Below are 21154 nucleotides of genomic sequence, written 5' to 3' on the forward strand. Positions count from 1 at the left end.
TGAAGGGGAGGACACGTTTGAACCCTCAAGCAGAGAGTAGTGTGTCCTATGTTGAAAGCAGTTGCCAGAGTATCGTCCGTCGCCGTCTTCCTGTATGTGGGGCTGGCTGCTGCCATCTACCACTATCAAGAAAAGCTGATGTTCCACTTCGCGCCCGTCCCTGACGGGCATATTTATGCGTTCAACACGCCGCATGAAGAAGTTCGGCTTGAGGGACAAGGGGGCGCAACGCTGCATGGTGTCCTGTTCAAGACGTCCACGCCAGCGCGTGGCGTGGTGATTTATTACAAGGGCAATATGGGTAATATTGCCTGGTCGGAAGAGATCGCCGAACCATTCCTTGAGCTGGGGTTTGACGTGCTTTCAATGGATTATCGGGGTTTCGGCAAGAGCCGCGGCGTGCTTTCAGAGGCCGCGCTTCTTTCGGACGCAGAAGCCTGGTACGACTGGGCGGCTGAGCAATACCAAGGCAGGGATGTGCGTGTGTTTGGCTATTCCATGGGTACCACGTTCGCCAGCCATGTATCGGCTGTCCGGGACGTGCGTGACACCATTTTGTTCGCTCCGATGAAATCCGTGATTGATGTAGCTGAGCGCCGCTATCCCTTCCTGCCAATTGAGCTTCTTTCTGAATACCCACTTCGGAATGACCAGAAGCTGGCCAGGGCCAGTGGGCACATTGTGATCTATCACGGCACGAACGACCAGATCATCGACTATCAGTCCGGGAAGGCGCTAAAGGCGGTTCTTGGCGCGGACGACAGCTTTGTGACTGTGCCGGGGGGCACCCATTATGATCTTCCGTGGCGGGAGGATGTGCGGTCGGATATCAGGGCCCGCTGGGGCATTACGTTTGCGAGCGGCTCCCCAGAACGCAGCAGGCAGCCAGCAGCAGCAGGTCTTTCAGCAGAAACTGCCCGCTAGACGTCAAGTATGGGAAACCGCCCATGCCGCCGTGCCATGTGTAGCTGAAGGTCACCATGAAGCTGAGCGTGACGATGAAGGTCATGGCGGCAAATGCAAGGCCGCCCATAAAGGCATGCCTGTTCCACCAATAGCCGGTCAGCAGCAAGACGGTAACAAGTTCAGTAACGCCGATCACATAGGACGCGCCCATCTTGCTGAAGTAAACCGGCAGCCACCAGTTGAACACCGGACTGGTTTTCAATAGCGGCGCGATACCGTCAGCTTCGGGAATGGTGAACTTCATGCCGCCGATCCAGCCAAGGACGACGATCAGCCCAACCAGCATGACAGTGCTTGCGTGCGGCACACGTAACCGCCAAAGGGCCAGGCCGCCGATGGCGATATATTTGATCAGGCCCTGACCCGAACCGATGGCTGGGAAACCGCCAAGGCTTTTCATCCAGACTGGGTTGGTAAAAAGCAGTGTCAGGGAAAAAGCCGACATCGCAACAACGAACCAGTATGCGTAGCGCTTCACGCGTTCTGGTACGGAATGCAGCACGATCAGCAAGCCCGACAGAGCCTGAAGGCAGCCGAGGCCAATTGTGATCTCGTGGTTATAGAAACCGAACCTGGACAGGAGTGGATGGGCATCCAGCCAACCGGCAACCACGCTTTCAGATGCGCCCGAGATATTCATCAGGCCAAACCAGATCAGCACAGTCGCCAGCGACAGCGTAACGAAAAGGTCTGTGAATTGTGCGCCCGGGCGCAGGCGGTTGAAGATACTGGTCATGGTTAAAGGCTCCCCTCAGATTGCCTGCAGTAAGCAGAAGATGGGGAAGGGCGTCAAGCGGCGCTTTCGCCCATAACGGCTTCTTGAGCTTCCGTGAAAGCTTCCTCTGCTGCCATCCAGGCGTCTTCGGCGTCGGAAATCTGGGCTGTAAGGTCCGCGGCCATTTTTGACAGTTTGGTCACCTTGTCCTCCTGGCCGGGCTCATAAAGCCGCGGGTCAGCGAGGCGGTTGTCTACCTTCTCCTTGTCGGCCAGCAGCTTTTCGAGCGCCGCTTCAGCCTTTTCGACCTTGCGGCGATAGGGTGCCAGCTGGCGGCGGAGCTCAGCCGCATTCTGCCGTGCGGTCTTCTTCTGATTGTCAGGCTTTTGCCCGCGCTTTTCAGATCGCTCGCCTGAGCGTTCCTTCAATAGATGCTGCTTATAGTCTTCGAGATCGCCCTCAAAACGCTTTACATCGCCTTTTTCAACGATCCAGAGCCGGTCGACGCAGGCTTCCACCAGATGGCGGTCGTGGCTGATCAGAAGAACGGCGCCGTCATAATCATTTACCGCATGGATAAGGGCCTCGCGGCTGTCCACATCCAGGTGGTTGGTGGGCTCGTCGAGAATCAGAAGCTGCGGCGCGTGGAAGGTGGCCAGCGCGAACATCAGGCGCGCCTTTTCGCCACCAGACAGTGATTCCACCGGCCTGTCCGCTTTCTCAATGCCGAATCCGAATGAGCCAAGCCGCGCGCGTACCTTGGCCTCGATCGCATCGGGCATCAGCTTCGCCAGATGGTCAAAGGGGCTGGCCTTCGGCATCAGCTCGTCCAATTGATGCTGGGCGAAATAACCAACGGTAAGCTTCCGGGGGCGGCGCATGCTGCCGTCCATCGGTGTCAGCTTTTCAGCGAGCAACTTTGCGAAGGTGGATTTGCCGTTACCGTTCGCGCCCAGAAGGGCGATACGGTCATCCATATCGATCCGGAGCTCAAGATTTTTCAGGATCGGCTTATCGGCCTCATAACCAACACTAACACCCTCCAGCGCGATCAGCGGCGACGAGAGCGGATCAGGCTTTGGAAACTGGAATGGAACCGTGTGTTCCTCGACCATGGTGGCGATGGGCTTCATGCGCTCAAGCGCCTTGATCCGGCTTTGGGCCTGTTTGGCCTTTGATGCCTTTGCCTTGAAACGGTCCACGAAGCTCTGGATATGGCGGCGTTCGGCTTCCTGCTTGGACTTCAGCGCCATCTGGCGTTCCATCTGCTCGCGCCTCAACTCCTCGAACCGGTCATAGCCGCCGGTATAGATATTCAGCTTCTGGTTCTCCAGGTGCACGATGTGTGTCACGGCCTTGTTCAACAGGTCGCGGTCGTGGCTGACAATCAGCACGGTATAGGGATAGTTCTTGAGGAAATTCTCAAGCCACATCACCCCTTCAAGGTCGAGATAGTTGGTCGGCTCGTCCAAGAGAAGCAGGTCTGGCTCGTTAAAGAGCACGCACGCCAGCGCCACACGCATACGCCAACCGCCTGAATAGCTCTGGCACGGCCGCGCCTGTGCTTCTTCATCAAAGCCTAGGCCCGAGAGGATTGTGGCTGCGCGCGCTTCTGCGGTATGCGCGCCAATGTCAGCGAGCCGTGTGTGTATCTCTGCAATGCGGTGCGGGTCTGTTGCAGTTTCGGCCTCGGCTTGCAGGGCCGTGAGTTCCTTGTTGGACATCAGCACCGTCTGAAGCAGGCTTTCAGGCCCGTCTGGCGCTTCCTGGCCCACATGACCGACCCGCGCCGTCGGCCGAACCTTGATCTCGCCCGCTTCGGGGCTGAGCTCACCAAGGATCATCTTGAGAAGTGTGGACTTACCGACACCATTCCGGCCGACAAAACCAACCTTGTGCCCGGCGGGCACGCCAACGGTCGCTTCCTCAAAGAGGACACGGTTGCCGATCCGGTAGGTTATGTCGTTGATGTGTAACATGGCAGGCGAGGTATCACAGGGCAGGGGCAAAGGCAACGCCATACAGCGCCATGATGGCACTCAGGCACAGACAAAGCTTGGCTTTGCCCTCGTTTGTGCTATAAGGCGCGCGAATCAAGTTCAACCCCACTTTTTAAAGGGATAGTCACATGGCTGTGCAACGTACTTTTTCCATCATTAAACCAGACGCAACCAACCGTAACCTGACCGGTGCGATCAACGCCATTTTCGAGAAAAACGGCCTGCGCATTGTTGCTCAGAAGCGTATCCGCATGACTGAAGACCAAGCGAAAACTTTCTACGCTGTTCACGCTGAGCGTCCTTTCTTCGGCGAACTGGTTGAGTTCATGACGTCCGCTCCTGTTGTTGTTCAGGTGCTGGAAGGCGAGAACGCCGTTCTGAAGCACCGTGAAGTAATGGGCGCCACCAACCCAGCTGAAGCTGCGGAAGGCACCGTTCGTAAAGAATTCGCTCTGTCCATCGGTGAAAACTCCGTACACGGTTCCGACAGCGAAGAAAACGCAGCGATCGAGATTGCTCAGTTCTTCTCTGGCAACGAGATCGTAGGCTAATCAGCCACAAGAATTCTGCCTGGGAGCTAACTGGGCACGCAGGGTTTCCTGCAATAGAAGGGTCGTCCATTTGGGCGGCCCTTTTTCGTTTTGGACAGCTTTTGGCCATGTCCGGACAGGAGCTTCAGGCTGCCAGGACACGATTATGGAATGTTCTCGGCAGGAAAATACGTGATTGTAGTCCAGGGCAACATTAGCGTTCCTTTCATTGGCTCACTGAACTAACCTTCTGGAAATTTGGGGGAATTTGAATGTCGAAGCAGAATGAAGAGATGACGCGGCCTGAAAAGAAATCTGAAGCCATCGAGATCAGGGTGCCTCATGAAACCAAGCAGCAGTTCATGGATGCCTGTAAGGCAGACGAGCGAACGGCAAGCGAGGTGCTAAGGTGTGCCATTGACGTTTATCTGGATCGTGGCGGCTTCTCACGGGGGCGCAGGCATTGGCTGTATGGCGCGCTGTTCGCGTCCTGTATCGCAGCCGTAGGCGCAACCTATGTTGCAATTTCGTCCCTAGAGCAAAATGATCGCCTGACGGCGTCACATAGTGAATTACTCAAGGCAAACCAAGCCTTTAGCCGCATGATGGCTGCGGGGTGGGAGCAGGAAAACCCGCTGTTACATCTCTATTTCGACAAAAGCGATACCAACGGTGACGAGCGTTTGACCCAAGATGAGTTTGTCAAAAGCATAGTAAGCCGAGGAACAGTTTCCGATGGTTTGGGCACGGAAGGCGAGACTGTGATGATGAAGGTTGGGGTCGGTGTCATTATCCCAACCGAAGATGCCCGAGCATTACATCGGGAAGGCTTGGCGCAAACTTGTTTCCAGGCGCTTGGTGAGATCGGCGACACACAACGCGCCCGGGAGTTCCTTGAGCTCGATACCAATGCAGACAACCAATTGACCCTGACCGAACTTGGGCAAAGCAAACGCATTCCGGTACTTTATGAAATCCAGCGTGACTTCATGCTGAAAGATGCAGATGGCGATGGACTGCTGACCTATGACGAGACAAAGGAAGATGTTAGCGTGTGGCGAGGGAAGAACGCAACGCTGCAGAATGACACCACAAATACTGTATGGGGCGAGTTGCCAGAGGCTTGTAAGAATCCGAACTCCACCAACCCGCAAGGGCGGCTCTTCATCAAGGCTGAAAAATTAAAACGCTTCATGATTGGGGAATTTCCGGGTGGCGCTATTGCACCCCAGCCGAAGCATTTCGACCGACTTGATCTGGATGGCAGCGGCTCACTTGATTTCGCCGAATTTGTCGCATGGTACAATCGCGGATTGGGGGATTTTATTGGCGACTAACAAAAACGCTTCTCGATCGCCTCTTGCCCCAATAATTGCCTCATTTTGGGGCAAGGTTGGCATTGTGGGAGGAACAGCGACAGATGTACGAGCACGATTGGCATTGGAAACGAGCGATTTTGGCGGGGTTTGTCGCTCCTCTTGGGTCTGCAACTGTTGTAGGCTTGTTCTACTGGCTGATCAGCAATCTGATTGTTTTGCTAGGCCAGACCGAACTTGAGCCTAGCAGTATAAACCTCATCGCTGGCTTCTTTCTGGAGGCTGAAACGCTATTCAGTATATCGCTAGGCGTCGGTGTTACTGGACTTGTTTTAATGATGGTATTGGGGGTGCCTCTAGGATACGGGATTTCTAAATTCCCTCGCTTTTCCAAGCCAGCCTATATTCTGGCTAGCTTTCTGGCATTCCTTGTCATGCTAATCGTGATTACAGATGGCGATGTTGCTGCAAAGGCCCTGTATGTTCGGGACGTGTACTTTCTTGGCTATTTTGCGATGATCACACTTCTGAATGGCTGGATTGCCCATTTGATCGTGCATGGCAAACGAAAAAGACCGCCTGTCAGGGTCGAGACGGTCTTCGAATAATCCTATTATAACAGTGCTTTAGGGCAGCGGGCTGATGATGCCTGTATCGCCCATGTCAGTGTCCTTGAAGGCCACCTTATTACCAGCGACCCTTACCTTGCCCTGTGCAATCAGCTTAACGGCAGCCGGGTACATCTTGTGCTCATAGGTCAGCGTCTTGGCGATCAGGCTTTCTTCGGTCTCATCCGCATCAATCGGGATAGCCGCCTGCATGATGATCGGGCCATTATCCATTTCCGGGCGCACATAATGGATGGTGCAACCAGCAAAGCGAACACCGTCTTCGAGCGCGCGGGCATGGGTGTGCAGCCCCTTGTAGGACGGCAGCAGGGACGGGTGGATATTGATCATGCGGTCGCGCCAGCGGTTGACGAAGCCGGATGTAAGAAGCCGCATAAAGCCTGCAAGGCAGACAAGTTCTACATTATGCTCGCTCAGGCAATCATGCAGGGCGTCTTCGAACGTCTCTTTGTCCTCATAAGCCTTGTGATCAATCGTTACCGCCTTGAGACCAGCCTGTTCGGCACGCTCCAGCCCGCGTACACCTGGGCGGTTTGAGATAACGACCATGATTTCCGCTGGGTAATCCGGGCCTGAGCAGGCGTCAATCAACGCCTGCAGGTTCGTGCCGCTGCCAGAAATCATTACACCAAGACGTAGTTTAGCCATGCCTTATCCTTCGCCTGTGATGGCGGACCAGTCAGCGTCTGCGCCCCAGGTGCCGGCTTTCCCGCTCACGCGGCATTTCGGCTTGCCGTCGCCTTTGGTGATGTGGCCGACGGTGTAGACCGTTTCACCATGCTCTTCCAGCAGGGCCTTCGCCGCGTCTGCGTGCTCTGCCGCCACAACAACAACCATGCCGATGCCGCAGTTGAAGGTGCGGGACATTTCAGATGCCTTGATGTTGCCTTGCTCGCGCAGCCAGTTAAACACGCCAGGCAGTTCCCATGTGCCGGTGTAGACTTCAGCCAGCGTGTCCCTTGGCATGACGCGTGGGATGTTCTCAAGGAAACCGCCGCCAGTAATGTGGGAGAAGGCCTTGGCGTAGCCGGCCTTCACAGCCGCGAGGCAGCTTTTGACATAAATCTTGGTTGGCGCCAGCAGTTCTTCGCCCAGCGTACCAGCGCCGAAGCCGGATGCGTCAGAATACTTGTGGCCTTTGTCTTCAACGATCCGGCGGATCAGGGAATAGCCGTTCGAATGTGTGCCGTTAGATGCCAGCCCCAAAAGCACGTCACCTTCGGCAACTGTGGAGCCATCCAGAAGGGTGCCCCGTTCCGCGGCGCCCACGCTGAAGCCTGCGAGGTCATAGTCGCCGCCCTGGTACATACCCGGCATTTCAGCCGTTTCACCGCCGATGAGAGCGCAACCGGCCTGGCGGCAGCCTTCAGCAATGCCAGCCACCACGTCAGTCATCTGCGCGACATCAAGGTGTCCTGTTGCCATATAATCAAGGAACAGCAAGGGTTCAGCGCCCTGGACCACCAGATCGTTCACGCACATGGCGACAAGGTCAATGCCCACTGTGTCATGAATGCCAGCGTCGATGGCAACCTTCAGCTTGGTGCCCACGCCGTCATTTGCGGCTACGAGGATCGGGTCATTGAAGCCTGCGGCCTTGAGGTCAAAAAGGCCGCCAAAGCCGCCCAGAGACGCGTCGGCGCCAGAACGGCGGGTGGAAGCCGCCAGTGGCTTGATGTTCTCAACAAGAGCCTCACCGGCGTCGATGTCCACGCCAGCCTGCTTATAGGTGTATGAATCGTTCTGGTCTTTTTGGGCGCTCACGTTTCGTCTTCCAAGCGTTTCTGACGCCTTGTTGCATGGGCGCCATTCTATGATTTCATCCAGCGGGTGGCCACAAATTGGGCTAATTTGATTGCAAGCCTAAGACCCTATGGCATTTGATTTCAAGCGCGTTATAGTGGCGCCGGATCAGTTATGAAAGTATTTATGCGCAAGCTTTTGGGAAATAACCGTCTTTTCTGTATTTTTGCAGCATTGGCTGGCGTTTTCGCGGCAAGTGTTGCTGCATGGGCGCAGGAAAAGGAAGATCCGCTCGATCGCCTTTTCACCATTCAGGCGGTTAAAGTCGATGAAACGGCCAGTCGCGCAAGCGAAGCCCGGCGCGTGGCTCTCGCCAAGGCGGAACAGCTTGCGTATGAGAAACTGCTTGGGAAATTGACCCAGCCTGAAGGCCGCGACAAGCTGCCGACACTCAGCGCCCGGGAAATTCAGGCCATGATCAGCGGCATTGAGGTAGTGGAGGAGCAATCATCTTCCCGGCGCTATCTTGCCACGCTGGATGTGCGGTTTGAGCCCGGCCTGGTCAGCCAGTTTCTGGCCCAGTACAAGGTACCGCATGTGCTTGGCACAGGGCGCGGTATTCTTGTGGTGCATGCCCATAGCCGTGGATTAGAAGACCTTTTGTGGGAAGAGGACGCCACGCTTGCCGCTGCGCGGTCGCGGGTCGACTGGCTGAACCGCATCCGGCAATATGTTTTCCCGCGCGGAGAAATGAAGGAACGGGCCCGACTGACCTATGAAGAGGTCGCCCATTTGGAGCCGCGGGATGTGCTTGCACTTGCCCGCCTTTATGATGTGCGCTCTGCGCTCATCCTTTCCTCCCGCTGGCATATGGAGCCCGGTAGGGGCGGTGTGCTCGACTACCGCTTCCTCAACACCGACGGCAATATCGTTGGCGAGGGAAGCATTGTCAGCGCGGCAGGCGAAGAAAGTGCAATTGCCGCCATGTATGAGGCGGCACTGGATGAGATCGACAGCGCGTGGCGCGCGCAGTTGTTGGTCGACACCGGGCAGGGCGGTGTACTCGATGTGATGGTTTCATCAACTGAGCTTGGGGCATACAATCAAGTGATGTCCAGACTGTCCGACGTCAGCCTGGTGGGGGATGTGGAACAGCTTGAAATCGGACTGCCGTTCAGCCGAGTACAGTTCCGCTATACCGGCCGGGAAGATCAGCTCGTGCTGGCTCTCAGGTACGCGGGCCTGGCGCTCAGCACCTATGGAGACTCTCAGCTGCTGGCCCTGAGAGGCGAAGAGGCAGACCAATAGGCCTGAATAAGACGAGGGGGACACAATGAACAAATGGTTCTGGATCGGCTCAACAGCCGTTGTCGTGCTGTTTATCTATCTGACAAAAGGCGTCATGTTACCGTTCCTGGCCGGTCTGGCCGTGGCCTATTTCCTTGACCCGATCGCTGACCGACTGGAAGCCTTAAAGGTACCGCGCGGTGCGGCTGCGGGCCTTGTGATTGCCGTGTTCTTCCTTGTGATTGTCGGCGTTGTGCTGGCTTTCTGGCCGATCCTGCAGTCGCAGATTGCTGCCATTTCCAAAAGCCTGCCACAAACGCTGGCGGGCCTCAGGCCATGGCTAAACGATGTATTGCAGACGCTCAGCGACAGGTTCGGACAGGATGTTGCTGGCGATGTAGATAGTATGTTGGCCTCCTTCAGCGATGAGTTGCTCGCGCGTGTCAAGGACGGCGCGGGCAGTATTCTGAAAAGCGGACTGGCGGTGTTCAACATCCTGTCCCTGATGCTGATTTCTCCCGTCGTCGCATTCTATCTGCTTAGGGACTGGGACTTGCTGGTTGCTAAGGTGGATAGCTGGCTGCCGCCTTCCGGCAGTGAAGTGGTGCGTGCTTTGGCCACGAATGTTGATACTGTTCTGGCCGGTTTCGTGCGTGGACAACTGATGGTCAGCACAATCATGGGTATTCTGTATGCCATTGGCTGGTCTGCCGTCGGGCTGGATTTTGCAATTCTCCTTGGCGTTCTAGCGGGCGTTATGTCCATTGTGCCGTTCGTGGGCGCTTTGTTCGCAGCGGCGGTTGCAGTTGCAATGGGTGTCGGGCAGTGGGGCATGGACCCTGTGCAGCTGGCCCTGGTGGCCAGTGTGTTCCTGGTGGTTCAGGTCATTGAAGGCTCGTTCCTCACACCGAAGCTGATCGGGGACCGTGTTGGCCTGCACCCTGTGTGGGTTCTGTTTGCGGTGTTCGCGGGCGGTGAAGTGATGGGTTTTGTGGGCGTTCTGATCGCCGTCCCGGCAGCCGCCGCAATAGCGGTGCTGGTACGGTACTGGATCGACGTATATTTGGAGCACCACGGGATAGCAGAGGCCATCGCGCCTGTCAGCGCAAAAGAATAAGCCCGGAAGAGTGATGAGTTTTGAGGATTTGGAATGGTAAAACAGGCAAAACAAATACCGCTTGAGCTACCGCACAAGCCCAGCTTTGAAATGGCGGATTTTATCGTGTCTGCGTCAAATGAAGCTGCTTTTGCCATGATCGACGGCTGGCCAGATTGGCCGCATCATGCCATTGCGCTTGTGGGGCCTGCGGCTAGTGGCAAGACCCATCTTGCCAAAGCTTGGGCGAAGCGCGCTGAGGCGTTAGAGGTCAATGCCGCGGATGAAGTGGGCACTATCCCACCCGGCAGCAATGTTTTAGTGGACGGCGCAGACGCGCCGGACCGCAAGGATGAAACCCTGTTTCACCTATTCAACTGGGCCAAGGAAACGGGCGGATATCTGTTGCTGACGGGCCGGGCGGCGCCGAATTTATGGGATGTATCCTTGCCGGACCTACGGTCCCGCCTGGCGACAATGCCGGTTGCGGAAATCAGGGAGCCAGACGACCATCTGCTGATGGTCCTTTTGGTAAAGCTGTTTTCTGACAGGCAGTTACAGGTTGATCTTGCAGTGGTTGATTATATTATCAGGCGGATTGAGCGGTCCTTTACCGCAGCAAAGGATCTGGTGGACGCAATCGACCGGAATGCACTCGCCGATAAGCGGAAAATCAGCAAGGCATTGGCTAAAACTTGCCTCGAGGCACTATCGGACTGATAATTGTAACATTCATGGGCTACCGGGGCCTTTTAACAGTATCCGGGTAGGAGCGTACGACAGCATGGCTGACGGAGACCAGAAAGCAACAGGGCAAACAGGCAATGCCGCAGCTAAGGCTCTGCCTTCGCGCGACGATATTTTGAGCCATATCAAAAGCTTGCCGGGCAGTGAAAAGTACCTGAACAGAGAGCTTAGCTGGCTTCAGTTCAACATGCGTGTGCTTGAGGAAGCCGAAAACCTGCGCCATCCGCTTCTTGAACGCCTGCGGTTTCTTTCGATATCCGGGAACAACCTCGACGAATTCTATATGGTGCGTGTTGCTGGGCTCAGGGGCCAGTGCGACATGAAGCTGGATGTGATGTCGGATGACCAGAAGTCACCGTTACAGCAACTGCAGCAGGTGAATGACCTGGCCGAGACCCTTATGGCAAAACAACAGGAGGTTTGGGCCAGCCTTAACAGCGAGTTGCGCAAGAATAGAATCATCGTGCTGGAAAAGGACGAGGTTTCTGAAGAGGAGCGGACCTGGATCGAGGGCTATTTCCTTGAAAACGTGATGCCGGTTCTCACACCAATCGCCGTGGACCCGGCGCATCCGTTTCCTTTCATCCAGAACCTGGGCTTTACCATGGCGCTGTCACTTGTCCGCAAACGCGACAACAAGGAAATGGTGGCGCTTCTGCCGGTGCCACATCATGTGGAGCGCTTTGTCCGTCTGCCAAATGATGCAAGTGGGGAAGTACGCTTCATCGCGCTTGAGCGCATGCTTGAACTGTTCCTGGATCAGCTGTTTCCGGGATACCGGGTGGATGGTTGCGGCGTGTTCCGGATCATCCGCGACAGCGATATCGAGATTGAAGAAGAGGCCGAAGACCTCGTTCGCGTATTCGAAAGCGCCCTCAAGCGCAGGCGCAGGGGTAAGGTGATCCGGCTGAAGATGGACAGCGCGATGCCGGAATCACTCAGGAACCTGGTGATCAGTCGGCTGGATGCAGATGAGGAAACGGTCGTTATCGTTGACGGTATCCTGGGGATTGATGAAACGGGTGAACTGATTGTTGATGATTTTCCCGACCTAAAGTTTGTGCCTTACAATCCACGCTATCCGGAACGGGTGCGCGATTTTGGCGGCGATATTTTCAAGGCTATTGCAACGAAAGACTTTGTGGTTCATCACCCATATGAATCTTTTGAAGTTGTGCACCATTTCCTCTTGCAGGCGGCGCGGGACCCAGATGTTGTCGCGATCAAGCAGACTCTCTACCGCGCAGGGTCGCAGTCCCAGATCATCAAGGCGCTGGTTGAAGCGGCTGAGGCTGGCAAGTCTGTGACTGCGGTTGTGGAATTGAAGGCCCGGTTTGACGAAGAGCAGAACATCAAATGGGCGCGTGACCTTGAACGGGCAGGCGTGCATGTTGTGTTCGGCTTTATCGATCTGAAGACCCACGCCAAGGTTTCTATGGCCGTGCGCCGAGAAGGTGGCAAACTCAAGAGCTATATGCACTTTGGTACAGGAAACTACCATCCTGTTACCGCGCGCTTCTATACGGACCTGTCGTTCTTCACGGCTGATCCCGCTCTAGCCCGCGACACGAACAAGATGTTCAACTATCTCACCGGTTATGTTGAGCCGGAGGGTATGGAAAAGCTGGTCATGTCGCCCTTCATGATGCGTGATCATCTGATCAAGTTGATCGACAATGAGATTGAGATTGCCCGCAACGGTGGACCGGGCGCCGTGTGGGTTAAGCTGAATTCACTTCTGGACCCTAAGATCATCGACAAACTTTATGAGGCGTCGATGAACGGCGTGCAGGTTGATCTTGTCGTGCGCGGCATCTGTACGCTGCGTCCTGGTATTCCGGGGCTAAGCGAAAATATTCGGGTTCGCTCGATCGTTGGGCGGTTCCTTGAACACGCACGGATCAGCTGTTTCGGGAATGGCCATGGCCTGCCATCTCGCCAAGCAAAGGTTTACATTTCCAGTGCAGACTGGATGCCCCGGAACTTCGACCGCCGCGTCGAGAGCCTTGTGCCAATCGAGAACCCCACGGTTCACGACCAGATCATGGGGCAGGTGATGGCGTCCAACTTCAAGGATAATACACAGTCCTGGTCCATGGCACCGGATGGCTCTTTCACGCGCAACCAGCCCCGTGAAGGAGAAAAGGAATTTATCGCCCACCACTATTTCATGACCAACTCGTCCCTGTCCGGGAGAGGCAAGGCACTGGGCGGTGACAAGAAGATCACGCCTGTGATTGATTACAGTATCGAGGACTGACCCATATGTTTGAAGCGGCGGCCCGGGCCGATGACTATATCGCAGTAATTGACATTGGCTCCAACTCTGTCCGGTTGGTGGTGTTTTCGGGCCTTAAGCGGGTCCCGGATGTCATCTTCAACGAGAAGGTCATGTGCGGCCTGGGTGCTGAGATCGGCACCACAGGCAAAATGGGCAAGGATGCCATGGATAGCGCGGTGTCGACCCTGAAACGGTTTAGGGCCCTGTGCGAACAGATGCAGGTTAAACGCATCGAAGTGCTGGCAACGGCTGCTGTGCGGGACGCAAGAAACCGCAAGGCGTTTATCAACCGGGTGCGCAAGGAATGCGGCATCGAGATAGAGACCATTGACGGCCTTGAAGAAGCCAGGCTGGCCGCACACGGTGTTATTTCCGCCGAACCGCACGCAACCGGTATCATGGGTGACCTTGGCGGCGGTTCGCTGGAGCTGGCGCGCATTGAAGACGGGCAAGTGTTCGAGACCATCAGCCTGCCGATCGGCCCATTGCGGCTGCAAAGCATGTTCGGGGATAATCGGCGCAAAATCCGGAAATACTTGCAGGGACTGTTCGAAGACATTCCCTGGCTATCTGAATGCCGAGGCCAGAACCTCTATCTTGTTGGCGGTGCATGGCGGAACATCGCGAAACTTATGATGCGCGAAAAATCCAACCCATTGCCGATTTTGCAGGGATACCGGAACACGCGGTCTGAGTTCACCAATTATTGCAAGCGGATCAGCCGCCTGTTGCCGGATGACATACCCTTTGCAACGATGCTGACCAGCCGCCGACGCGCGGTTATGCCAACGGCGGCCATCATCATGATGGAAGTGATGGCCATCATGCGGGCCAAGCTTGCCGTTGTTTCGACTTATGGGATCAGGGAAGGCCTCATCTATGACCTGATACGTGAAGACGAGCGGGGTATGGATCCGTTCCTGTTTACCTGCCATGTTTTGGCGGCTGAACGCTCCCGGTTCGCAGAACATAGCGGCCTCCTTTATGATTGGACCCGCCCGCTGTTCTGGCACAAGGTGCCGGACCCTGCGCTCAGGGAGAAATTGCATCGTGCGATCTGCCTTCTGAGCGACATCGCCTGGCGCGGGCACCCGGACTTCCGAGCCGAGAAGGCAGTAGAATCGGTGCTGCACGGTCATTTTATTGGGGTGTCGCACAGGGACCGGGCCTATCTGGCAGTGGCCATGAACCAGGCTTATGGTGCGTCAGTCGACCTCGGTCATGTAGCGCATATTCTGCCGCTGCTGAAGATCAACGAAATCCTTGAGGCCCGAATGATGGGGGCTGCACTGCGGCTCGCTCAGCGGCTGTCGGGCGGCACAGCAGACCCGCTTCTACACAGCAGGCTTAGGGTGTCGAAAACCAAGGTCTATCTGGGCGTACCGAAAACCTACAAGGATATTGCCAACGAAGTTGTTCTGAAACGCCTGACCCAGCTTGGGCAGCTTATGGGCCGCCGGGCCGTCATCGAATTCCCTAAAGACTTGAGCTAACTTCGAGCTGTTCGTATCCGAATTCAGTTGCGCTCCCATCAAGAATGTGATCACGTTTTCGGGAACGTAAAAATCGAGTAAGCGACAATGGAAAATTTACCTGAAGACGTCCTGGCCTGCCTGTCAGCCCACCCGGACATTGAAGTGATCGACTGCATGATGCCCGATATGGTGGGGATGGTGCGGGGTAAACAGCTGCCCATCGACGCGCTCAAGAAACTGTATACAACAGGTATCCCATTGCCGACATCTTCTGCCCTTATGGACAGTAAGGGCCAGCTGGTCGATACGGTTGTCGAGGGCCCGCAGGATGGTGATCCAGACCGCATCTGCAAGCCAGTGCCGGGCACCTTTTCCTTTGTGCCGTGGGCGCCACGCCCGACCGCACAGGTACTTTTGAGCCAGCACGAAAAAGACGGCAGCCTGTTCGCCGCCGACCCGCGTGCAGCCCTGGTGAATGCGCTGGAGCCGCTGGCGAACATGGGACTGACGCCCGTTGTGGCCTTGGAACTTGAGTTTTACCTGACAGAACCAAACCTGCCACTCAGGCCAGCCAAAACGCCTAATGGTTGGACCCCACTGACCGGCGCACAGGCGACAGGGTTCGAGGATCTATATGATTTCGATGACTTCCTGAGAGAGCTGTATGCCGTATGCGCTGAACAAAACCTGCCGGCGGAAGGCGTGCTGTCAGAATACGGCCCGGGCCAGTTTGAAGTAAACCTGACCCATGTGGCCAACATCGTTAAGGCCTGCGACCAGGCGATGCTGCTCAAACGTGCTATCAAGGGAGTGGCGCGCAAGCACGGCATGGTGGCAACCTTTATGGCCAAGCCCTATGCCGATTGTGCGGGCTCGGGCATGCATGCCCATATCAGTTTGCTGGATAGGGACGGGAATAACGTGTTCGGCCGTAAGGGCGGCAACAACTGGTCAGATGTGTTTGAGCATGCTGTGGGTGGCCTTCAGGCTACAATGGCAGAGAGCATGGCCATCTTTGCCCCCAATGCGAACAGTTACCGCCGCTTTCAGAAGGGTAGCTATGTGCCGCTGACGCCTACCTGGGGGCCGAACCACCGGGGTGTCTCGCTTCGTATTCCGCTCGCTGACGCTGCCAACATGCGGGTGGAGCATCGGGTATCAGGCGCGGACGCTAACCCGTACCTTGTTGCCGCCGCCATTGTTGCAGGCATCCACCACGGAATCGACGCGAAGGTGAAGCCCGGGCCGATGGTGGAGGAAGAAACCGTTCTTGGCGAAGAGAAGGCGACGCTGCCGTCACGTTGGCCACAGGCGCTGGACCGTTTTGAAGCTGGCCAAATATTGCCGCGCTATCTCGGGGCGCGCTACCATGACTATTTCCTGAAATGTCGACGCTTCGAAGAGGAAAGCTTCCATTCAGAAGTCAGCGAACGGGATCTCGACTGGTACTGGCGGGCCACTTAGAACGAGAAATCAAAGGGGAGGGCACCGGCCCTCCCGCTTAGGTGTTCCTGGATCAGTCTTTCTCGGATTCGAGCTCAACAACCTCGATATCGCCTTTGTGGGCGGTCAAAGCCAGGTCGCCGCGCATCAGTTTTTCGGCATCCCTACCGAAAATTTCATAGCGCCAGCCATGCATTGCCTTGATGTCCGTGGTCGGCACAGCCGCCCAGTTTTCAAGGTCCGCACTGTTGGCAACCATGCGAGCGGCAACCTTGGCTTCCTGACATTTGATCTTCAAAAGCACTTTCAGGAGGTCCGCCATTGGTGGCGTAGCCGGGCGTGGCTTGGCACGTTCGATCTGTGGCAGTTCGCTTTCCGGTATGTTGAGCCCTTTTTCAAGCGCTTCCATCAATGATTTTCCAGCCCGTGACCGGCTGAAGCCCTTCGGTATACTGCGAATGCGGTCAAGGCCCGCTACATCCTTCGGCGGGTGGGCCGCGATCTCAAAAAGGGTCTCATCCTTCGCGACACGGTTGCGCGGCAGGTCGCGTTCCTGTGCCTGCAGTTCCCGCCATTCGGCCAGCGCCTTGAGAATACCAAGGAAACGCGGCTTGTTGGTACGCACCTTAAGGCGCTTCCAGGCTTCTTGCGGGTCAACGAAGTAAAGCTCAGGCTCGCGCAGCATGGCAGTTTCTTCATCCACCCAGGAAACCCGGTTCTCGCGCTCGAGCTCTGCTTTAAGCGTGCGGTAGATATCCCGGAGGTAGGTCACATCGCCAAGGGCGTAGTGCAGCTGCGTGTCTGTCAGGGGCCGTTTGGACCAGTCCGTATAACGCGCCGATTTATCAAGCTGCGCCTTGGTGATTTTGGTCACAAGCGTCTCATAGCCGACCGAATCGCCGAAGCCGCACACCATGGCGGCGACCTGCGTGTCGAAGATTGGGGCAGGGAGTGCTCCATCCATCATCTGATGGAAGATTTCCATATCCTGACGACAGGCGTGCATGACCTTTAGGACACTCTCATTGGCCAGCAGGTCCATGAGCGGCTGCAGGTCAATTCCTTCCGCCAGTGGGTCAACAGCGAAGGCGCCATCGTCATCTGCAAGCTGGACAAGGCAAAGCTTGGGATAATATGTATTATCGCGAAGGAACTCGGTATCTACGGTGACAAACTCAGCGGCTGCGAGGCGTTCGCAAAGACTGGCAAGTTCGTCGGTAGTGGTAATTGGTTGCATGTAAAATTCCGTTTCTGTTTGGCGCATCTAATACACAACCAGAGGCCAATCGTCACCCTTTCTCTGCAATCCTTCGAACACGGTCTTGACATTCGCTTTCATTCATGCGCTTTTCCGGGCCAAATTTGTACGTATAAATCGTACTTCGAGGCTAAAAAGAACGTAGGAAACCATGCACGCATATCGCTCACATACTTGTAACGAGCTTCGCCACGCAAACGTCGGCGAAACCGTCCGCCTGTCTGGCTGGGTACACCGTAAACGGGACCACGGCGGTCTTCTGTTTATTGACCTGCGCGACAATTACGGCCTGACGCAATGTGTGTTCGATGTGGACAGCAAATGTTTTGCTGATGCCGAAGCCGTGCGTGCGGAAAGCGTAATCCGCATCGATGGCCGCGTGAAAGCCCGGACCGAAGATACTGTAAACAAGGACCTGCCAACAGGTGAGGTCGAGATTTATGTTGATGAGATGGAAGTGCTTTCTGCTGCCGGCGACCTGCCGATGCCAGTATTTGGGGATACAGAGTATCCAGAAGACATTCGACTGAAGTACCGCTTCCTGGACCTGCGCCGTGAGCGCATCCACAACAACATCATCCTGCGTTCCGACGTGATTTCCGAACTAAGGAACCAGATGACGGGTCAGGGCTTCAAAGAGTTCCAGACACCGATCCTGACGGCATCAAGCCCAGAAGGTGCTCGTGACTTCCTGGTGCCGGCACGCCAGCATCCGGGCAAGTTTTATGCGCTGCCTCAGGCGCCACAACAGTTCAAGCAGTTGATCATGGTGTCGGGCTTTGACCGCTATTTCCAGATCGCGCCTTGCTTCCGTGACGAAGATGCGCGCGCTGACCGTAGCCCGGGCGAGTTCTACCAGCTCGATATCGAGATGAGCTTCGTCACGCAAGACGACGTGTTCAATGCCATTGAGCCAGTGCTTGTGAATGTGTTCAAGAAGTTCTCGGACAAGAAGATCACTGAAGCGCCATTCCCGCGCATCCCGTACGCGGAATCGATGCTGAAATATGGTAACGACAAGCCGGACCTTCGGAACCCGATCGAAATCCAGGATGTCACAGAAATTTTCCGCGACAGCGGCTTTGGTATTTTCGCCAAGATGGTCGACAGTGGCTGTGTTGTGCGCGCCATCCCAGCACCAGGGGCGGGCCTGAAATCACGCAAGTTCTTCGACAGCACCAATGACTGGGCGAAGCGTGAAGGTTTCGCAGGCCTTGGTTACATCAACATCAAGGAAGGTGTGCCAGGCGGTCCGATCGCCAAGAACCTTGGTGAGGAACGCACACAGCAGCTTATCGATCAGCTTGGACTGGGCGACAACGACGGCGTCTTTTTCGCATGTGACAAGGAAGCCGGTGCTGCCAAGCTTGCGGGTGTTGCACGGACGAAGGTTGGTGAAGACCTTGAACTGATCCCAAGTGACGAGTTCAAATTCTGCTGGATCGTCGACTATCCGATGTTCGAGTATGACGAAGAGAACAAGAAGATCGATTTCTCGCACAACCCATTCTCCATGCCTCAAGGCGGAATGGAAGCGCTTGAGGCAAAAGATCCGCTTGAGATTCTTGCGTACCAGTATGACATCGTCTGTAACGGCATCGAGCTTTCTTCGGGCGCTATCCGGAACCACCGTCCTGACATCATGATCAAGGCGTTTGGCATCGCGGGTTATGATGAAGCAACGGTTGAGGAAGAGTTCGGCGGCATGCTGAATGCGTTTAAATACGGCGCGCCTCCACACGGTGGTCTGGCGCCAGGCGTTGACCGCATGGTGATGCTGCTGGCTGATGAGCCCAACATTCGCGAGGTTATTCTGTTCCCGATGAACCAGAAAGCTGAAGACCTGATGATGGGCGCGCCAAGCACGGTTCATGCGAAACAGCTTCGAGAACTGCACATTCGGTGCGTCGAGCCGCCTAAGAAAGACGGCGAATAAGATTTGAAAGATGGGGCCCTCGAGGCCCCATTTTGACTAGTGCCAATGTTGATGCCATTGGTTAGATATGACCGATAAAAGCGAGACCGGTTGATGAATGAAAACATTCTGATCATTGATTTCGGTTCACAGGTCACCCAACTGATCGCACGGCGCGTGCGTGAGGCGGGTGTTTACTGTGAAATCGTTCCCTTCAACAAAGCCGACGAAGTGCTGGACACTTTTGGTGCCGCGGGCGTTATCCTGTCGGGCGGACCGGCCAGCGTGACCCACGCCGATACGCCGCGGGCGCCTGAGCGCGTGTTCACCATGGGTATTCCGGTTCTGGGCATCTGTTATGGCCAGCAAACGATGGTTTCTCAGATGGGCGGCAACGTGACCACTTCAGACCATCAGGAGTTCGGCCGTGCGTTCGTGGACGTTAAGGAGAGCTGCGCGTTGTTCGAAGGTGTCTGGAACGTGGGCGACCGCGAGCAGGTTTGGATGAGCCACGGCGATCATGTAGACCGCTTGCCGGAAGGCTTTAAGGTTGTCGCAACGTCCGAGGGCGCACCATTTGCCGCCATCGCAAACGAAGACAAGCGTTTCTATGCGGTTCAGTTCCACCCTGAAGTGGTGCACACACCGCACGGCGCCCAGCTCCTTGGCAACTTTGTCACCAAGATTTGTGGCTGCAAGGGCGACTGGACAATGGCCAGCTTCCGCGAGACCAAGATCAAGGAAATCCGCGAGCAGGTGGGCGACAAGCGGGTCATCTGTGGCCTGTCCGGCGGCGTAGACAGCTCTGTTGTTGCTGTCCTGATCCATGAAGCCATTGGCGACCAGCTGACATGTGTTTATGTGGACCATGGCCTGATGCGTCAGGGCGAGAGCGAGCAGGTGGTGAGCCTGTTCCGCGAGCACTATAACATCAACCTGGTGCACCGCGATGCAAGTGACTTGTTCCTGGGTGCGCTGGCTGGCGTGACCGATCCGGAAGTGAAGCGCAAAACCATCGGCAAGCTCTTTATTGACGTGTTCGAGGAAGAGGCCAAGGCAGTTGGCGGGGCAGACTTCCTGGCGCAGGGCACACTGTATCCTGACGTGATCGAGTCCGTTTCCTTCATCGGTGGCCCATCTGTGACCATCAAATCGCACCATAATGTTGGTGGCCTGCCAGAGCGCATGAACATGGGGCTGGTTGAGCCCCTCCGTGAGCTCTTTAAGGACGAAGTTCGGGCGCTAGGCCGCGAGCTCGGCCTGCACGAAGACTTTGTTGGGCGCCATCCATTCCCAGGGCCAGGCCTCGCGATCCGTATTCCGGGTGAGATTACCCGTGAAAAGGCGGATATCCTGCGGAAAGCCGATGCGATCTATCTTGAGGAAATTCGCAATGCTGGCCTCTATGACAGCATCTGGCAGGCATTTGCCGTGCTTCTGCCGGTCAAGACCGTTGGCGTTATGGGCGACGCGCGCACTTACGACCATGTCTGTGCAATCCGCGCAGTGAACTCGACGGACGGCATGACGGCGGACTATTACCCGTTCCCGCATGAATTCCTTGGCCGTGTGGCGACGCGGATCATTAACGAAGTGCGCGGCATCAACCGAGTGGTCTATGATGTGACATCGAAGCCTCCGGGAACCATTGAGTGGGAATAGGGCTTAGGCCAATAATTTTATGACCTATCGGGTGCCCCCGGTAGGTCATTTCTTTTAAGGCAATGAGCGCCGCTGGCCATGAAAATGATTG

The 21154-nt window shown here is 55.9% G+C and carries 17 protein-coding genes; 12 read left to right on the forward strand and 5 right to left on the reverse strand.

Translation table 11 applies throughout. From position 1 onward, the window contains the following. Positions 1 to 48 precede the first annotated feature (48 nt). A complete protein-coding gene (locus tag KORM41_RS05710) occupies positions 49 to 924 on the forward strand; it encodes an alpha/beta hydrolase (RefSeq protein ID WP_068145860.1) in 876 nt (291 codons plus the stop codon). Here KORM41_RS05710 and KORM41_RS05715 read toward each other — a convergent pair. Together KORM41_RS05715 and KORM41_RS05720 are read right to left on the reverse strand one after the other, a co-directional pair. Continuing rightward, positions 848 to 1702 (reverse strand): DUF417 family protein, encoded by an 855-nt coding sequence (locus KORM41_RS05715; RefSeq protein ID WP_068145866.1) that lies wholly within the window; start codon positions 1700 to 1702, stop codon positions 848 to 850. The two genes, KORM41_RS05710 and KORM41_RS05715, sit on opposite strands and share 77 nt — an antisense overlap. A gap of 53 nt (positions 1703 to 1755) precedes the next feature. Further along, complete coding sequence (locus tag KORM41_RS05720) at positions 1756 to 3660, reverse strand: ABC-F family ATP-binding cassette domain-containing protein (protein ID WP_068146132.1); 1905 nt, start codon at positions 3658 to 3660, stop codon at positions 1756 to 1758. Positions 3661 to 3809: 149 nt separating this feature from the next. Here KORM41_RS05720 and ndk point away from each other — a divergent pair, with 149 nt between their 5' ends. The 3 genes from ndk (at position 3810) to KORM41_RS05735 (ending at position 6135) form a co-directional block, all read left to right on the forward strand. Next, complete coding sequence (gene ndk, locus KORM41_RS05725; RefSeq protein WP_068145870.1) at positions 3810 to 4232, forward strand: nucleoside-diphosphate kinase; 423 nt, start codon at positions 3810 to 3812, stop codon at positions 4230 to 4232. Positions 4233 to 4483: 251 nt separating this feature from the next. Further along, entirely contained in the window at positions 4484 to 5548 is a 1065-nt protein-coding gene (locus KORM41_RS21710) for an EF-hand domain-containing protein (protein ID WP_068145872.1), read from the forward strand. A gap of 83 nt (positions 5549 to 5631) precedes the next feature. Next, positions 5632 to 6135: a hypothetical protein gene (locus KORM41_RS05735; RefSeq protein WP_068145877.1), complete on the forward strand. Its 504-nt coding sequence runs from the start codon at positions 5632 to 5634 to the stop codon at positions 6133 to 6135. An 18-nt stretch (positions 6136 to 6153) separates the two neighbouring features. Here KORM41_RS05735 and purN read toward each other — a convergent pair whose 3' ends face one another. Beyond that, positions 6154 to 6804 (reverse strand): phosphoribosylglycinamide formyltransferase, encoded by a 651-nt coding sequence (gene purN, locus KORM41_RS05740; protein ID WP_068145880.1) that lies wholly within the window; start codon positions 6802 to 6804, stop codon positions 6154 to 6156. A 3-nt stretch (positions 6805 to 6807) separates the two neighbouring features. Further along, positions 6808 to 7920, reverse strand: a complete 1113-nt coding sequence (gene purM, locus KORM41_RS05745; protein WP_068145883.1) for a phosphoribosylformylglycinamidine cyclo-ligase — start codon at positions 7918 to 7920, stop codon at positions 6808 to 6810. Positions 7921 to 8085: 165 nt separating this feature from the next. Here purM and KORM41_RS05750 point away from each other — a divergent pair, with 165 nt between their 5' ends. The 6 genes from KORM41_RS05750 to KORM41_RS05775 all read left to right on the forward strand — a co-directional run bounded on the left by KORM41_RS05750 (position 8086) and on the right by KORM41_RS05775 (position 16249). Then, positions 8086 to 9207: a DUF2066 domain-containing protein gene (locus KORM41_RS05750; RefSeq protein ID WP_068145886.1), complete on the forward strand. Its 1122-nt coding sequence runs from the start codon at positions 8086 to 8088 to the stop codon at positions 9205 to 9207. A 25-nt stretch (positions 9208 to 9232) separates the two neighbouring features. Continuing rightward, positions 9233 to 10303 carry an AI-2E family transporter gene (locus KORM41_RS05755; RefSeq protein ID WP_068145889.1) on the forward strand — a complete coding sequence of 357 codons (1071 nt, stop codon included), beginning with the start codon at positions 9233 to 9235 and terminating at the stop codon, positions 10301 to 10303. Positions 10304 to 10336: 33 nt separating this feature from the next. Next, positions 10337 to 11002: a P-loop NTPase family protein gene (locus KORM41_RS05760; protein ID WP_068145892.1), complete on the forward strand. Its 666-nt coding sequence runs from the start codon at positions 10337 to 10339 to the stop codon at positions 11000 to 11002. 64 nt (positions 11003 to 11066) lie between these two features. Continuing rightward, the gene (locus tag KORM41_RS05765; RefSeq protein ID WP_068145895.1) at positions 11067 to 13289 is read left to right on the forward strand and encodes an RNA degradosome polyphosphate kinase; all 2223 of its coding nucleotides are present in this window, start codon (positions 11067 to 11069) and stop codon (positions 13287 to 13289) included. 5 nt (positions 13290 to 13294) lie between these two features. Continuing rightward, positions 13295 to 14803 carry a Ppx/GppA family phosphatase gene (locus KORM41_RS05770; protein WP_068145897.1) on the forward strand — a complete coding sequence of 503 codons (1509 nt, stop codon included), beginning with the start codon at positions 13295 to 13297 and terminating at the stop codon, positions 14801 to 14803. 87 nt (positions 14804 to 14890) lie between these two features. Next, positions 14891 to 16249, forward strand: coding sequence for a glutamine synthetase family protein (locus KORM41_RS05775; RefSeq protein ID WP_068145900.1), 1359 nt, complete (start codon positions 14891 to 14893; stop codon positions 16247 to 16249). A 52-nt stretch (positions 16250 to 16301) separates the two neighbouring features. On the opposite strand, the gene rnd is transcribed toward KORM41_RS05775, so the two are convergent. After that, positions 16302 to 17465: a ribonuclease D gene (gene rnd, locus KORM41_RS05780; protein ID WP_068146135.1), complete on the reverse strand. Its 1164-nt coding sequence runs from the start codon at positions 17463 to 17465 to the stop codon at positions 16302 to 16304. 172 nt (positions 17466 to 17637) lie between these two features. Here rnd and aspS point away from each other — a divergent pair, with 172 nt between their 5' ends. Together aspS and guaA are read left to right on the forward strand one after the other, a co-directional pair. Continuing rightward, on the forward strand, positions 17638 to 19422 hold the full coding sequence (aspS, locus tag KORM41_RS05785; RefSeq protein ID WP_068145903.1) for an aspartate--tRNA ligase: 1785 nt from the start codon (positions 17638 to 17640) through the stop codon (positions 19420 to 19422). 93 nt (positions 19423 to 19515) lie between these two features. Further along, on the forward strand, positions 19516 to 21063 hold the full coding sequence (gene guaA, locus KORM41_RS05790; protein ID WP_068145908.1) for a glutamine-hydrolyzing GMP synthase: 1548 nt from the start codon (positions 19516 to 19518) through the stop codon (positions 21061 to 21063). Positions 21064 to 21154 lie beyond the last annotated feature (91 nt).

The sequence above is a fragment of the Kordiimonas lipolytica genome (genome assembly GCF_001550065.1).